The organism is Paenibacillus sp. BAC0078 (genome assembly GCF_054483875.1).
Genome location: NZ_JBTLRW010000002.1, coordinates 499,182 through 516,462 on the forward strand (window position 1 = coordinate 499,182; position 17,281 = coordinate 516,462).

Annotated in this window: 5 protein-coding genes and 1 pseudogene; 4 read left to right on the forward strand and 2 right to left on the reverse strand. The window is 51.7% G+C overall.

Annotated features, from left to right (window positions below; genetic code table 11):
• Nucleotides 1-286: 286 nt before the first annotated feature.
• Nucleotides 287-2,935: an adenosylcobalamin-dependent ribonucleoside-diphosphate reductase gene (locus ACX1DY_RS05780; RefSeq protein ID WP_458963230.1), complete on the forward strand. Its 2,649-nt coding sequence runs from the start codon at nt 287-289 to the stop codon at nt 2,933-2,935.
• Nucleotides 2,936-3,656: 721 nt separating this feature from the next.
• On the opposite strand, the gene ACX1DY_RS05785 is transcribed toward ACX1DY_RS05780, so the two are convergent.
• The gene (locus ACX1DY_RS05785; RefSeq protein WP_458963231.1) at nt 3,657-3,806 is read right to left on the reverse strand and encodes a hypothetical protein; all 150 of its coding nucleotides are present in this window, start codon (nt 3,804-3,806) and stop codon (nt 3,657-3,659) included.
• Nucleotides 3,807-4,907: 1,101 nt separating this feature from the next.
• Here ACX1DY_RS05785 and ACX1DY_RS05790 point away from each other — a divergent pair.
• Complete coding sequence (locus ACX1DY_RS05790) at nt 4,908-13,007, forward strand: S-layer homology domain-containing protein (protein ID WP_458963232.1); 8,100 nt, start codon at nt 4,908-4,910, stop codon at nt 13,005-13,007.
• 122 nt (nt 13,008-13,129) lie between these two features.
• Here ACX1DY_RS05790 and ACX1DY_RS05795 read toward each other — a convergent pair.
• Nucleotides 13,130-13,414 (reverse strand): annotated as a pseudogene (locus ACX1DY_RS05795) (transposase); the annotation flags it as partial.
• A gap of 295 nt (nt 13,415-13,709) precedes the next feature.
• On the opposite strand from ACX1DY_RS05795, the gene ACX1DY_RS05800 reads away from it, so the two are divergent.
• The gene (locus ACX1DY_RS05800; protein WP_458963233.1) at nt 13,710-14,747 is read left to right on the forward strand and encodes a LacI family DNA-binding transcriptional regulator; all 1,038 of its coding nucleotides are present in this window, start codon (nt 13,710-13,712) and stop codon (nt 14,745-14,747) included.
• 51 nt (nt 14,748-14,798) lie between these two features.
• The gene (locus tag ACX1DY_RS05805) at nt 14,799-17,099 is read left to right on the forward strand and encodes a helix-turn-helix domain-containing protein (RefSeq protein ID WP_458963234.1); all 2,301 of its coding nucleotides are present in this window, start codon (nt 14,799-14,801) and stop codon (nt 17,097-17,099) included.
• Nucleotides 17,100-17,281 lie beyond the last annotated feature (182 nt).

Below are 17,281 nucleotides of genomic sequence, written 5' to 3' on the forward strand. Positions count from 1 at the left end.
TTCGGCCCCATGCTGTAAAATAACGAGCAAGAGGGAGTAAATGTGCCATCTTTTGCCGATATTTCGCCGAGATGCAGCATTTTTCGAAAAAGACCTTCCACACAATATGTGGTATAGTTGAAAAGCTGACTGACACAATATATTGTTACAAATGCTTGAAAACTTTGATTATACCGGGCATTTTCCGGTTGTTTTTTATTGACATTGAATACTTCAAGCGTACAAGGCAGCCAGCCTGTATTTCTTGAAAAGGAATTACATATCACAATACCGGGAGGTTTTTCTATTGAGTACAGAGGAACGCAAACAGCGTCTTGAAGGATTGAGCGAGAAAATATTTCTGGACCGCTACGCCTGGAAGGATGCCGACAGCAACAATGCGAAGGTTGGCGATGTGGTGCTTGTGCTGACGAAGGACGATCCTAAGTTTCCTACCAAGGAAGTAGGGGAGATCGTTGCACGCAGCGGCCGTACGGTTACGGTGAAGACACGCAGCGGAGAGCTTGTAGAATCGGATGTAGAAAAGCTGACGCTTAACATAGAGAAGACACCGGAGGAAATGTGGGACCGTCTCGCTTCCGCTATGGCTTCGGTAGAGAAAACACCTGAGCTTCAGGAAGAATGGACAGGCAAATTCCGTTCGATTCTCGATGACTGGAAGCTCGTTCCGGGCGGACGGATCGCCGCAGGCGCCGGGGCGAGTGAAGAACTGACCCTGTTCAACTGCTATGTCGTGCCTTCGCCAAAAGACAGCCGGGGCGGCATCATGCAAACCCTCTCGGAAATGACTGAGATCATGGCCCGCGGCGGCGGTGTCGGGATCAACCTGTCCTCGCTGCGTCCGCGCCGTGCCATCGTCAGAGGCGTCAACGGCTCGTCCAGCGGTTCTGTATCCTGGGGCGGACTGTTCAGCTACACCACCGGACTGATTGAGCAGGGCGGAAGCCGCCGTGGTGCGCTAATGCTGATGATCAATGACTGGCATCCCGATGTCGTCGATTTCATCACCGTGAAGCAGACGATGGGCCAGGTAACGAACGCCAACCTGTCGGTATGCGTAAGCAATTCTTTTATGAAGGCTGTGAAGGAGGATCTGGACTGGGAGCTGGTATTCCCGGATACCACAGACCCTGATTACGATACAGTGTGGGACGGAGACCTGGATAAATGGAAGGCGGCTGGCCGCGCAGTTATTCCGTACCGGACAGTCAAAGCCCGCGATGTCTGGCATACAATTATTGAATCGGCCTGGAAATCGGCTGAGCCGGGCGTTGTGTTCATGGAATACTACAATCAAATGTCCAATAGCTGGTACTTCAATCCGATCATCTGCACGAATCCATGCGGTGAGCAGGGGCTGCCGGGCTGGGGCGTGTGTAACCTGTCTGCCATCAACCTCTCCAAATTCTACGATGCAGAGAATCATGATGTGGATTGGGCCGATCTTGCCACAACCACCCGTTATTCCGTGCGGTTCCTGGACAATGTTATCGACAAGACACCTTACCACTTCCCGGAAAATGAAGCCAATCAGCGCAAGGAGCGCCGCGTAGGTCTCGGGACAATGGGCCTGGCCGAGCTGATGATCAAGCTGAACATCCGTTATGGCAGCCCGGAATCGCTGGAGTTCCTGGACAAGCTGTACGGCTTCATGGCCCGCGAAGCATATCTGGCTTCCTCTGAAATTGCCGGGGAGAAGGGCTCCTTCCAGGCGTTTGACACCGAGAAATACCTGCTGAGCGGATTCATGAAAAATATCGCCGAAACCTACCCTGAGGTGGGCGAATCTATCCGCAAGCACGGCATGCGCAACGTTACCGTTATTACCCAGGCGCCTACAGGCAGCACGGGTACAATGGTCGGCACATCGACCGGCATCGAGCCTTATTTTGCCTTCAAATATTTCCGTCAGAGCCGTCTTGGCTACGATGAGCAGTTCGTGCCGATTGCCCAGGAATGGCTGGAGGCCCATCCGGGTCAAGAGCTTCCCGAGTATTTCGTTACTTCAATGGATCTGTCCGCCAAGGATCATATTCGTGTGCAGGCTGCGATCCAGCGCTGGGTGGACAGCTCAATTTCCAAGACCGCGAACTGCCCGTCCGACTTCACCGTCGAAGAGACGGCAGAGCTGTACGAAATGGCCTTCGATCTGGGCTGCAAAGGCGTAACGATTTACCGTGACGGCAGCCGCGATGTACAGGTGCTCGAAACGTCGAAGAAGGAAGACAAGAAAGACGCTGCAGCAGCGGAAGCCGCAGCTCCGGTTGCTGAGCCTGCTGCTCCTGCTGTAACAGCAAGCGCGACAGCTCCTGCACCGCAAGCCATTGCCGCAGGCAGTGCAGACAAACAATACAAAAAACGCCCGCAGGTGCTGCGCGGCGCTACCTATAAGATCAATACACCATTCGGCATGGCGTATATCACCATCAATGATCTTGACGGCATTCCGGCCGAGATCTTCCTGAATGTCGGCAAGGCCGGCTCCGACGTCTTCGCTATGGCGGAAGCACTGGGCCGTGTCTGCTCGCTGTTCCTCCGCTACGGTGACCACGGCGAGAAGGTTGAGCTGCTGATCAAGCATCTCAAGGGCATCGGCGGCTCCGGCGCCATCGGCTTCGGCGCGAACCGCGTCGAGTCCATCGCCGACGCGGTGGCGAAGGCCCTCGAAACCCATGTGCAGAACAATGCACATGACGACCATGTGGCCGCTCCAATCGCGGCCACCCTGGAACTGGATTTGGGTGAGGCGCTGAGCGCCGAGCTGAAATCCAGCATCTCTGGCGCAGCGTCCACCGGCGACAGCCACGGCGGCCATGACGCTCACAGTCACGCCACCGCCTCCCGCGACCTCTGCCCATCCTGCGGCAGCGCCTCGCTGGTCAACATCGAAGGCTGCAAGACCTGCAGCAATTGCGGGTATAGCCGGTGCGGGTAAATAGTGATGGGAATGAATCAGTATAGTTGAGTGTGAGGGATCAAAGAAGCTGCAAAAATGACCACAAGTGATGATAATAGTGGCTCACAGAATGTGCTAATTTTAAAACTATTCATTTATTTGCATTAATATTCATTTAAGAATTAATATGCAAAATATTGTATGTATATTAGTTGTTTGTTGTGCCTGATCTATTTTTTGTTTTTTCGTTACCCCCAAATAAGAATTTGGATTGTCACAGCCTGAGCCTTTAATGGTTCAGGCTGCTTTTTTATTTTAAGACAATAGAGAAAATAAAGTATTTGACTGAAACATAAAGTATTAAGACTAAGGAAATAAAGTTGTAGACTGAAGCGGCTCCGAAATGGATAACTGCGTTTGAAAACCATCGCTGAACGTCGCTCCAATCCGATCGGTTTGAAGCCTTGTCCTGCCGCACTTGACCTGGCTTCTGACCCTTTCTTTTGCTCTTGTTCTTGTTTTAAATGTCTGCTCTTTCGGAATGGCTTATCATTTCAAACTTCTTGCTTTTTTTGAACGACTTCGGCAAAGAAGGAAAATCAGGTCAATGGGACCTATGGCCACTTTGCCGCAGCTCTTGGCAGCTTAGTGGCCATCGTTCGCTTGGTCCGTCCTTCTGAACGAGCCGGGGGATCCCAAATGTATCTTTTTATGAAGGACTAGAAAATAGTGGATATAGTATATTAATGATGATCAACTTTTAGTGGCTCTCCAGTTCTTTTATTCGTATTTCTAAGCTATTGTACTCGGCGTTTGAAGGAACATTGAGCTTATGAAGTTCCCGTTGGAGCCACACGTCCACGGCTTCTTTAAATGCCTGCTTCTGATTCTCTTGTTCATCTTTAGCCATGATCTGATGCTCATGTCCAATGTGTTTTCTTTGCTAACCGATAGGTCAACTCCTCCTCTTTGAAAAGTAATAAATCAGCAGGTTTCAACCTATTTAATAGTATTGCTTAACTTGATGAATGTGTCATATCAATGAAATATTGCAGATTTACTTATAAAATGTTTAAAAAAAGTTAATCCTTATAGAGTTTATGATTGATGCATGAATCTTTGCATGAAAGTAGCCTTAGGTTCTAACTAATGTGTCCGTACGAAAGGAATTTTATACCCATGGAGGGGTTGGGATGATGTATAAAGAAATATATGACCTTCACATGCAATTACTCTTGATCTATGAAAAAAATCGTAACTCCTCAAGTCCATATGAAAGAGAAATCAATTATTACAAGCGACAGTTCTACATTGCACAAGATATGGTTCAGAGAATTTTTGTGTTGAATCAGTTAATCATCCTTCATGAGAAGAGCAGAGCAGAACAGATAAAATGGTGTTCAAAAGAGTATTTTAATTGAAGTATGGCAGGGGATAATGAAAAGTAGAGTGTCACGAGAATTTGGTACGAAGATCATACGTGTAGATAAGAGAGATTTCGAGAAATTACTGAAAAAAAGAATATCGATCTTTGGAAGATAAAAACGTGGAAATCTCAGGTTCTAATTTTACTGAATTTGCACAAATGTACTTTATGCATAAATACTGCATAACTACAAATGTGTTTTTTTTCGCCCGAATCAGCCGAACCTATCATGAAATTATGAAGCGTAACCGGAAAATATAAGAATATAAACATCAAAGAAAGCGTTGACATCTTTAATAGAGTATTCATATAATAGGTTTGAAATCGATTTCATTTGCAACCTTATTCGCTTCAACTGGTTTATAAGGTTTTGAGAGTGGGAGGAATGAACAGGGGGGAATCTGTTTTTTTATATCGAAATGAAATCGATTTCAAGAAAATGAGAGTCCAATGGAGTCATGCTACATTGGATGACTTAGGCACTCAAACTTTTTATACGGTTGAGAGAGGGAGGAATGAAAAAATAATTCTGTTTTTTTTTAAAATGAAATCGATTTCAAATAAAGAGAGTCGAAAGGAGTATGTATGCAGTCCATAAGCAAATCGGTAAAGCGCAAGCGGGGGCATAACAAATATTTCGCGGCGGTCATGGCACTGGTCTTGCTGTTCCCGGTAGTATTCGGGGGAATAGCACGAGATACCGCTTACGCGCAGGAGACACCACCGCAGACACCGCCGCAGACGCAGACAGACAGCAAGTGGTATCAGAACTTTGAGCAGGCCGGGGAGGGGAAGACCTATGGGGTTTCTGCCGTCGGTACCTCATCAACAGCGTCGGTTACAGACCGGACACCGGGAGGCGGAAGTCGGGGAAGTGTGCGCCTGATCCAGACGAACGACAATAATCCCAGCGGCGGAGCCTGGAACACCGATATTTACGGATTCACGGTAACGCCGCAGAAGGACACAGTTACAGAAGGGACCTATTATGATGCTTCTGACTATAGCTATCTAAATTTTTACGTTCTAGACACCGATGTTCATAATCCGAATGTTGTCATCCGGGATGCAGACGGGAAAGAATGGAATGCCAATACAGACCAAACCCTGTCGGTGAAGGATCAGTGGACTAGGCTTTCGATTCCGCTGGATAAGACAAAACTCGATTTTTCGCGGATTGTCTCCATTTCGCTGGGCGAGTATTGGGGCTGGGGCAACATCTATTATTTTGACGAGATGTACTTTTCAAAATCTGCTGCCGCTCTACCGCCGACTTATCCGGATGATGGCAATGAGCCGTCGGCGCCTGTCATGTACCAGAGCTTCGAGCAACCCGGTAGTGATGGCAGCTATGGCTTGGCAGGTCTGGGAACCGCGACGGTCGCCCAGCGTGTCACTACGGATGCTGCTTATTCCTCAAGCTCCGGCAGTCTTAAAATGGTGCAGAATTCCTATACGGACGGGGAAGGGAAGGAACGGAACGAAGCCTGGAACACAGGCGTTTATGGAGCCGGAATTAAACCGGAAAGCTCGACTGTATCCGGTGCAACTTATATAGATGCTTCCCCTTTCAGTTATCTGTTGTTCTACGTTAAGGATACGACAGCCGCCGCCGGATCCAGTATACATGTTGTATTCAAGGACACCGAAGGCGGGGTCTGGGATACGGAAACAAGCGCAGCGGTCAAGACGCAGTCGAAGCAATGGGTAAAAATGACTGTGAAGTTGGACAAATCAAAAATTAATTTGTCCAGACTGCAGCAAATTGAGCTTGGGACGTACTGGGGTTACGGTAATGTGTACTACTACGATGATCTTTATCTGGCCCAGAACGAAACAGATGCTTCGCCTGCCGTTAAGCCAGAGCGCACGGCCTTGTTCAATGATTTCGAGAGCCAAACCGGCTACTCTGCAGGCAGCGCTACTACCGCCGAGACCTCAGCAGATATAGCCAACGCAGCGGGCATGGCCGGTGTCAAGGTCACGACTGTCAAAAATGACTGGCCTTATGCGGCTGGGAGTTACTTGAGCGTACAGCCCAAAGCAGGCGGGACGTTCGATGCGTCAGCTTATTCATATCTTGCTTTTTATCTGAAGGATACCCAGGGCAGCAATGGTGTGGAATTCCGTATCAAGGATGCCAACGGGGGCGTCTGGGACACGTGGGGAACCTCCAAATCGACCAAGAATAAATGGGTAAAGATGCAGCTTCCGCTGGAAGGAGCCTCGAAGATTGACCTGACAAAAATCGTATCCGTCGATATCGGCTTTTACAATGCCGGAGTGTATTATCTCGATGATATGTATTTTGCCATGGCCGAAGACGATGTACTGGCCGGCTTCATCAGCGGAACCCAGAATATCGGAGCGGTCTGGTATCAGAATTTCGAGACGAAAGGGCAGGACGGACAATACGGGATTACGGCAGGTACAGGGGTGAGCACCGCGCTCAGCATGGAGAAGTCAGCGAATGCATACAACTCTGCGAGCATTCGGGCTGTGCTGTCCCAGGATTCGACCAACCCTGCCATGAACGGCATAACCGTCAGACCGCAGGCGCTCGAAGAGTCTCCGGACAAGAACCAGCCTTACGACTATAAGGCGGAGTTCGACGCCACAAATTTCAGCCATCTGGTCTTTTATGTGTGGGATGAGCAGGGCGGTCAGACGCTGTCCGTACAGTTGAAGGATGCTGGCGGCAAAACGGTAGACTGGCAGACCGAAAAGACGACAGCAGCCGGCTGGAACCGGATCGTCATGCCTTTGGACAAGAGCCTGAACTTCCAATTTGCACGTCTAAGCACGGTGACGGTGACGCCCGGGAAAGCGGGGACCTATTATCTGGATGAGTTTTATTTCGCTAAAAAAGATAGCGCAGGTTTCCCGAATGCCGGCTTTACGCAATTAGTGCTGAAGGATGTGGACGGCGAAGCGATGCCTTATTCGGGCAGCCTGCCGTTGGGTTCTTTCGAGAAGCAGAAGGACAGAACGTACCTCTCCTTAAACGGGGACTGGAAAAAAGAAAGAACCACGCTGGATTCCAATCTGTCAGCAGCACCCCGGGACAGTGCCAGAACTGCCGGCCTTGAAGATGAGGCGGGCGGCAGACAGGAGACTGGCTACAACGATTCCGGCTGGGCCGGCAAGACGCTGCCTCTCCCGGAGGATGAGAGCACAGCTTACGAATCGCTGAGCGGACCGGAGAACAAGAGTGACAAGTCGGGTTATCAGGGCGGGGTATGGTACCGCAAGCATTTTGAGGTGAATAGCTCTCTTGCGGGGCAGCCTGCACAGCTTACTTTCCTCGGCGTCAACTATTTCGCGGATGTATGGATCAATGGCAAATATGCGGGCGGGCATCAAGGCGGTTACACGCCGTTTGCACTGGACGCATCCAATCTATTGAACTATGGCGGCGACAATGTGATCGCTGTGCGGGTTGACAATCCGAAATGGGACAAGTTTAATAACGGGGAAATCCTGCCGTACGCGACGTCCGACTGGTTCAACTACACAGGAATCCTGCGGGACGCCTACGTTGAATTTATGCCGGACACCTATGTGGTGCGCAGTGATGTGCGTACGCTGGATACGGATGGAGATCTGTCAGTCCGCACCTTTCTGAATCATACGGGTAAAACGGCGGAGCAGGTTCAGCTGTCCTATACAATCTATGAAGCGAAGATCGCAGAGAGTAACCGGCTCAGCGAATATGCGCAGGATCTGACGGGAACGGAAGCGACAGCGGCGCAAGGAAGCGCATTAACGGTTTCAGCCAACGGGCAGGCGGTACAAACGCTCAAGGTAAAAGTACCTAAACCAAAGCTGTGGAGTCCGTCTGAACCGAATCTGTATATTTTAAAGGTAGAGCAGAAGACCGGCGGAGCAGTAACCGACACCTTCTATACCCAGTTCGGTATCCGTACACTGGAAGCGGATGGTGTACAGCTTAAGCTGAACGGAGAGTTGGCCCCGTTCCTCACCGGGGTAGGTTATACGGAGGACAGCAGCGACAAAGGACCTTCACTGGATGATGCAACCCGGTACAGCGACCTGCAGAAGATCAAGGAGGAGCTGAAGGCTAATTTCGTCCGGACCGGGCATTTTCCGCACAGCCTGCCGACCTATCAATTTGCCGACCGGATCGGTCTGGCCATCTGGCAGGAAATTCCGGCCTATTGGTTCAGCGGAGAAGCCTTCGACCTGCAGCGTCAGCGGGGCCAGGCCAAGCAAATGATGGAGGAAATGATCTTCAGTAATTACAACCGACCTTCCGTCTGGTTTGACGGGGTCAGCAATGAGTCAGGCGGGCAGCTGGAGCGTGTCAACTTTATCCAAGAGCTGCGGGATGCTGCACATGCCATCGATGGAACAAGACTGGTCGGCCAGTCCGCCGTGGCGAATCCGTACAAAGGGGTGAGCGACCATTCGCATTCCCCGGCCGATATCATCGGAATGACCATGTATTTCGGCGCCTTTTACGGTGCAAATCCAGACTTGGAGACACAGGAGGAAATTGAGGCCATCCATGCACTGCATCCGGGTAAGCCGATTATTGCTACAGAGTACGGCTACTGGTCAGGGGATGAAACCGCCTCGGACACAAGGCAGACGACGCTGTTCACCGGTACGTTCAATGCATTTGCACGGACAGCTACACGGGCGGAGGACGGAACGCCGAACCCGGGCGGACTGTTGAGCGGTGCAGCCTGGTGGACTGCATATAACTGGTATACCAATATTACAGGCCTGCAAACGATGGGCTTGTATCATATGGACCGGACAACGCCGAAGCAGGTGAAGGATATTCTGGCCGAGCGGTATAACCGGTATAACCGGATTTCAGCCGGAACGCAGCCGAAGCCGGCCGGTATTTCGGCTTGGTTCCAGAGTTTTGAGTCAGGCCGGGGGTATTTATCTTCCTCCCCTCAGCTGCAGCTGGAATCAGCAGCAGACAGTGCGGCCGGCAACGGCACGAAGAGTCTCAAGATCACAGCGGGCTCCGGAGCGGACGGGACATATGCCGCATTTGTTCCGCAGGGCGGCGCGATCAACAGTGATCTGACAGGCTACAATTACCTGAACTTCTACGCCAAGGACAGCGTGGGGGACAGACCTCTTTCAGTTACGCTCGTGGATGCCGAGGGGCATTCCTGGACAACGGAAACGGATGGGAAGACGATGAAAAACGCATGGACACGGCTGAGTGTTCCGCTTCTGAAGTCGCAGGGCGTTCCACTGTCCAGCCGTCAGCTGAATACGCTGGCGATTACCCAGATCAGGATCGGCATGAACGCTTCTGAGCAGCTATGGGTCGACAACTTCTTCGCGGCAACCTACAAGACCGGCGTGGAGCCTGCTTCGTATCCTGTTGGTTCCAGCGGCTGGTTCCAATCCTTTGAGGAGCCAGATGTGCAGGTCGGCCAGGGTGTGAACGCCACCGCGGCGGTGGACCGGACCTTCGGGGTCAATCCTGGAGGAACAGGAAGTGTGAAGCTGGAAGTCACTGGAGACGCCGGCTCACCGGGAGCGGATAAGCAATCTGTCATCATTAAGCCACAGGGCGGCGCAGCTTCCATAGATGCTTCCGGCTTCAATTATCTGGCCTTCTATGTAAAGGATATGCAGGGATCGAACACTGTCCATGTTACCTTTGTGGATACGGACGGCACGGTTTCGGTGAACAACTGGACCGATGTCAGTTCAGTCAAGGGGCAGTGGACAAAAGTGTATCTTCCGCTGATGAAGACCTCTGCGGATATCAGCGGTCTGAAGGAAATCCGGTTGTCGGAGTGGAATCCCGGCACCTATTATTTTGACGATCTGTACTTCGCTGAGTATCCGTCGGATGAAATTCCCGCCACATACACGGAGAAGATTCCAGAGAAGAACCGCCCGGAAGGTCAAATCAAGGTAGCAGCGGTCGGAGATAGTATTACAGCGGGAGCCGGGCTGAAATATGCCGGGGTAACGAGTTATCCGGCACAGCTCCAGTCGCTGCTCGGCAGCAACTTTGCCGTCAAGAACTTCGGCGTCAGCGGCCGCACGCTGCAAAAGGACGGTGACGATCCGTACTGGAATGAAGCCGCATTTGCGGCCAGCAAGACCTATGCTCCTGACGTCGTGGTTATCCAGCTGGGTACCAATGATACGAAGGCCTGGAACTGGAAGGAGGGGCAGAATCACTTCCTGAGCGATTATACAGAGCTGATTCAATTGTATCAGGCACTGCCAAGTCATCCGAAGGTCTTTGTCAATCTGCCGCCGGCAATATTCAACGACGATCCGAACCAGGCTTATGGCATTGTCAACTCCGTCCTGCAAAACGGGGTCATTCCTCTGATCCGGAAGGCGGCCGAAGCGACAGGCGCAACCCTGATCGACGTGAACGCGGCCACAACCGGAAGCAGCAGCGACTTCCCGGATAAGATTCATCCGAATCCGAAAGGCGCCTGGACTTTAGCTGATACAGTGGCCAAAGCGATTCGGGGCAGACTTTTCAACATCGGGGATACGGAGGTCACCACCTGGAAAGACGGCAAGGCCGGTGCGTATTCGATTATGTATGATGATGGTATCTACGAATCTGATTTACGGTTTGCCGGATTGCATGAAAAATACAAGCTGAAAGGAACGCTCGCGCTGATCAGCGGCTGGATCGACAATGCCTATAATGACACTGGCGCTTCCACGGGCACCTGGGAGCAGTGGAAAGCGCTGCTGGATAAGGGGATTTTCGATGTAGCAAGCCATACGGTTACTCACCGCAATCTGACCACGCTCAGCGCGTCAGAGATGTCCTCTGAGTTCAAGGATTCTGTCGCCCGGATCAAGGAGAAGACCGGCTATAAGCCGGAATCGCTGGCGCTCCCGTACAATACGGGCAATGCAGCGGTTGCGGCAGAAGCAGCCAAGTATTTCGTTGCTGCACGCCAGGGAGGTAACAATGCCGGCAACGCCAGCAGCACAGAGCAGTATTACAATCTGAGCAGTACAATGGTTGAAAGTACGACAACAGCTGTCCAACTGGATGATTGGACCGACTTTGGTATCGCCAAGGGCAACTGGCTGATTCTGACCGGCCATGGCAATGATGGTGAAGGCTGGTCCTCACCTCCGCTCAGCCTGTATGACAACCATTACGGATATGTAGCCCAGCGGAAAGATGCTCTTTGGAACGGTACCTTTGCTGAGGTGGGCAAATATTTGCGTGAAAGACAGAACGCTACAACTAAGGTTACAAAAGCCGCTTCCGGTGCAATCGAGGTTAAGCTGGAGGGTACACTGGACCCGGCAGTTTACAATGAGCCGCTAACCCTGAGAACGAAGGTTCCGGCCGAGTGGAACGAGGTTACTCTCACAAGGGGAGCCACTTCTTATAACCTGAAGCCGGTCCGGGAAGGTGAAGGTACATTCGTCTATTACGAAGCCGTGCCTGGAACGCAAATGCTGGTTATCAGTAAGAAGGGAACGGACATTCCGACTCCGACTCCGACTCCCACTCCTGATGCCGGAACTCCCACACCGCCCCCTTCCGTTTCCGTAGCTGCAACAGACAGTACGAAGTCTGTTCTTGCTCCCGGCACAGAGGAGCTTACGAAGGCGCTCGCCGCCGCTCAGGCAGATGCCAATGGAGTGCGGACGCTTACGTTTAAGGCTGGATCAGCTGCGGGTAAAACAACATTCGAACTGCAGCTGCCTGCCTCATATCTGGCTTCGATGAAGCAGGTGCGGATCCAATTCATTACTCCTGCAGGAAGTCTGCTACTTCCGGGGGATATGTTTGCAGGTATGGCTAAAGACGCGAAGCAGATTGCTGTGTCCGTTAAGCTCGCGGATCTGTCCGGTGCGGATGGGGACGTCAAGCAGGCTGCGGGCAGCCGTCCGGTTGTCGAGCTGGGCGCAGCCGTGGACGGCAGCCCTGTCAGCTGGAAGAACAATCTAGCAGCGGTTACGTTCCGCACGCCTTACCAGCTTTCCGCCGCCGAAGCGCTCAACCCGTCTCAGCTGACGTTCTGGCAGATCGGGGCAAACGGCAAGGGACAGCCGGTAGTCAGCGGACGATATGACAGCACAGGCAGTGAGATGCAATTCACCACACATCACTTCAGCCGCTATGCCGTTGTTTCTGTAGCCAAGAGTTTCAGCGATCTGGGCCGCTACGACTGGGCGCAGGCAGCGGTGGAAGCTCTTGCCTCTAAGGGGGCTATCCAGGGAGTCTCAGAGCAATCGTATTCGCCTGCTCAAACGATTACCCGCGCAGATGCGGTGGTCATGATTATGCGGCTGTTTGATCTGCAGGCGCAAGCCTCCCATTCCTTTACGGATATAGCGCAGGCTGATTATTACTATGAAGATGTGAATGCTGCCCGGACATTGGGCATCGTTCGCGGTACGGGCAGTGATGAGTTCCGGCCGAAGCAGCCGGTAACCCGTCAGGAAATGATGTTGATGCTGGACAACGCCATGCTTGCGGCAGGCAAGGAGCACTCCGTGGGCAGCGGGGAGGTATTGCCGGAATTCAGGGATGCTTCTAAGGTATCCGCTTATGCCAGGGAAAGTGTAGCCCGTGCGGTTTCGGCTGGTTTGTTCCAGGGCTATAACGGTTACTTGCAGCCCGTTTCGCCGATCACAAGGGCGGAAGCTGCTGTCACGCTTTACCGGTTGTATGGAATCATGTATTAGTTGAATTGGCGGGCCGTTTCTGTGAATGTTTTGCGGTGACGGGTCACCTTCAAGTTTAAAAGCATAAAAGTTAATAAGAGCAGCACTCCTCCAGTTATTGGAGGAGCGCTGCTCTTATGTTTTTAGTCCATGGCTACTCGCTTCAATAGATTATGTGCAAGTGAAAGCCAACCGACTTCGAGCGTCATTTTGTCGATGCCCTGAAGCAGAAAACGCCGGAAGCCCCGGTTATTTTTTAGCTGTCCAAATATACTTTCCGGCGCCGTCATTCGACGTACCGCTAAGGCGTAGCCCTCTTCACTCCGCAACTGTTCCCGCTCTTGGTACTGTATCAATAGCCATTCCAGACGGATGACCAGCTCCCGATTTCCTGCCGCTTTCGTGCAACGCTCCGTTAGGGGGCAGCCGTTGGAAATGCAGCATTTTCCCGGCTGGGCACGTCCAGTACTCCATTTCCCGCTTAAACAGCGGAGAGGACGGAACGAATGTGGAAAAGCGGCAGCGGTCGCCTTTGTCCCCGGATTTTCACCGCTAAGAAGAATAAATAAAATCTGGAGACAACAGCGATTGGAACAACGGTCCGTTCACGGAGCGTCGACCCAAGTAGCTTACGTATCTCCTATGTATAAAAAAGGGCTGAAAGAAGGGAGCGAAAGGTTATTGAAATCGATTTCATTGATGTTATAATGGGTTTATCAAACCTTGAAAGTATGTGAACTGATGAAGGATAGCAAAATTATCGATGTTGCCCGGATTGCCAATGTCTCGCCTGCGACGGTATCCCGCGTATTAAACGGCAGTCCTCTGGTAACCAAGGAAACGCAAAATAAGGTATTGAAGGCCATTCAGGAATTGAATTACACACCGAACGCCATGGGCAAGCAACTCCGATCCCGAAAGACCATGACGCTCGGCGTCGTCGTACTCGATATCGGGATATCTTATCATGCCGAGATTATCAAGGGGATAGAACAAAAGGCAAACGCAATGAATTACAAAATCCTCATCTGCAACTCACAAAATGAGAAGATGAAGGAACTGGAGTATTTGTCGCTGCTTCAGAACCGGACTGTAGACGGCATTATCCTGGTGTCGCCAATGCTGAGCGACGGGGAGATCGCATCCTTCGCAGGTGAAGGCTATGCCATTGGGGTTATCGGACGGCGCCTTGGACATCTTAACATTCCTTGCTCCACTACGGATAACTGGAAAATCGGCCATGATGTTGTCATTCACCTGGCGGCAAACGGGCACCGGCGGATTGCTTTTCTGAACGGCTACGAGGACGCGCTTGACAGTATCGAGCGGCTGGAAGGGTTCAAGGCGGGGCTGGCTGAAGCGGGATTACCTTTTCTGCCAACACTGGTTGACAAAGGGGATTTCTCCGAAGATGGCGGATACGCGGCTTTCCGTCGTTTATGGGAAGAGAGCAGCGATTTTACCGCGGTATTTGCCGCCAATGACGAGATGGCACTCGGAGTATACAAAGCTTGCTCTGAATATGGCATTGCAATTCCGGACCGCATGGCGGTGGTGGGTGTCGACAATATCCGGATTACCGACTATGTATCGCCTAAGATTAGCTCCGTTGAACAGCCGCTGTACGAGTTGGGGGGGCTACTGGCGGACAAGGTTATCGATCAGATCAACGGTGATCTCCAGCCGGGTCAAAGGGATTTTGTGATCAATTCCAGGCTGATTATCAAAGGTTCTTCGCAAAAAGGGGCTGATTCGAAATGAATGCCTACTCACGCAGCTGAAACATCACTATCCTTTGAGGGGGGATCATACATGAAAATGCCGCACAGAAAAGTAGATCGCTACTTCGGGAAGTTTTTTTCTGTAATGGTAGTTACGATATTTCTGACTATTTCCATACTGTCCATCATTCTGTATATGAATTTTGAGAAAATTGCGCTCGGCCAATCCTACGATCAGACGATGGACAGTCTGGCGCAGACGACTCAGGAAGCCTCCGTGATGGCTGTGACCGCCGCCACGTTCGCCAAGCAGATTCACAGCGACCAGAATGTCGCCAATCTGCTTAATTTTCCCGACCTCAGCGCTCAGGACATCGATAGTTCCATCCGCCAGTTAACCAATTACCGTGAAACCTCGCCGTTTATCGATTCCATCTATGTTTATAATGCCGAGGCACGCACCTTCTATATCACTTCGGATATGAGCGTACCCTCGGTGTTCAGCGAGGCGGAATTTTACGACCAGGAGCTGAGCAGTATGCTCCAGCATGTGAATGATTACAAAACACTGATGCCGATTCCCCGTAAGCTGAAGATCGACGGGCTCGTTGGAAACATCGCTGAGCGGGAAAGAGATACGTATACTTTCTTGCTGTATGACACGCTCAGCAAGAAGCCGCGGAAGAATGCGGTTGTCGTCAACATCAAGGAGACGCAGCTGCAAAAACATATCGACGGTTCGCTGACGAATGATCCGACGAATACTTTTCTGATCGACGAGAACGGCACGCTTGTCACGAACAGCTGGAAGACGCCGATGCTCACCAACCTTAAGGGTACCCCGTATATTGACCGGATCTTGCGAGAACCGGAGGGTTCCGGGTATTTTGCCGCTGAGGTGGATCATGTCAAAAGTCTAGTCACCTACAGCAGTCCGGACTATCTGGGCTGGAGATATATCCGCATTGTGCCTTATTCAGTGATCAGCCGGAATATCGATAGTATGCGGATCAAGACGCTGATCGTTGCCGGGGCCATCCTGTTCGCCGGACTTGCGCTGTCCTCACTGCTGTCCCAGCGGATCTTCAGCGGGCTGAACCATAAGCTCTCCCGGCTGGGTAAGCTGGAAACAGAACAGCGGGAGAGCGTCCAGGCGATGCGCTCGGAATATCTCCGCAGCCTGTTGAATGGATATACACAGATGAACGCCGGGCATGCAGCCGCCCGGTTTGAACGGTACGGCATTCCGCTGGATCCTGCACAGCCGGTCCGTGTCCTGCTGATCTTGGTGGACGATCACCTGCTGTTCGTGAACCGGTACAAAGCGGAGGACCGCAAGCTGCTGCTCTACGGAGTGCTCAACATTGCCCAGGAGCTGTTCGCAGCCGCCGGTATTCCAGCCGCCGCGGCGGATATCGGGGATGAACAGGCGGCGGTGCTGCTTCAGATGTCCGGCGAGGCCGAAGGTGACCGGGAGCGGTGCAAAGATTATGCTGCTTGGATTCAAACTGCGGTCAGCGAATATTTAAAGCTGTCGGTTACGGTATCCTCCAGCCTGAGCGGTCCGGGGATCGAAGCGGTGCATGCCCTATATCAGCAAGCAGTGGAAGCCTCATACAGCTGGGTATTCAGCGGAGCCGGCAGCCATATCGAAGCCGAAGAGGTGGAACGGAACAAGACCAAACGTTATGAATATCCGCTGCAGAAAGAGAAGCAGATGATTGATGAGCTGATGCTGGGGCGGATAGCTGATGTAAGGCAGCTGTTCCGTGAGATCATTATAGATACGGCTGATTATACCTATATATCCTACCAGTTTGCTGTTTCACACCTGACCTTTGCGCTGCAGAACGCACTGCGGATTATCCGGCAGCATTCTCCATTGAACGAGGACTGGGAGTTCATTAACCTGCACCTGTATATGCCTCACTCCCGGGCAGAGACGATGGGGCAGTTCATTGAACGTTGTATGTCCCTGTTTGATCAGCTGGAGAATCAGATGAATGAACGGAAGAAGAGCCGGCAGGATGAATTGCCGTGCCGGATCAAAAAAATTCTCGATGAACGTTATGCCGATCCGAATCTGTCTCTGGACATGCTGGCAGACGAGCTCGGCATGTCCGCCACCTATCTCGGGCGCGTGTTCAAACAGCATACGCTGCAGACGATACTCGGTTATATTCAGGAGGTGCGGATGAGCAGAGTGCGCGAGCTGCTCCTGCATACGGATGCCCCTGTCGGAGAAATCGCAGAACGTGCCGGCTTCTCGAACAGCCCGTATTTTTTTAAAGCGTTCAAGAAGTACAACGGTGTAACGCCTGCGGAATACCGCAGAACGGGCCGGGACCGAGCGGATGAGGACGGTGTAGAGGCAGGCATTGCTGCTGAATAGACGGGAAGGCGTTCCATGGCGGAAAAATCGCATAGGAACGCCTTTTTTAACGGATTGAGGTAGCAATTAAGCAGTCAGTTGGGGAAAAATTAGTCTGCTTTTTAAGCGGAAAGTGAGTCATATCGCATATGGTAAGTTGCCCGGAAATAGTCTCTCTCCTAGTATAGAGTTTGTAGCCGGGA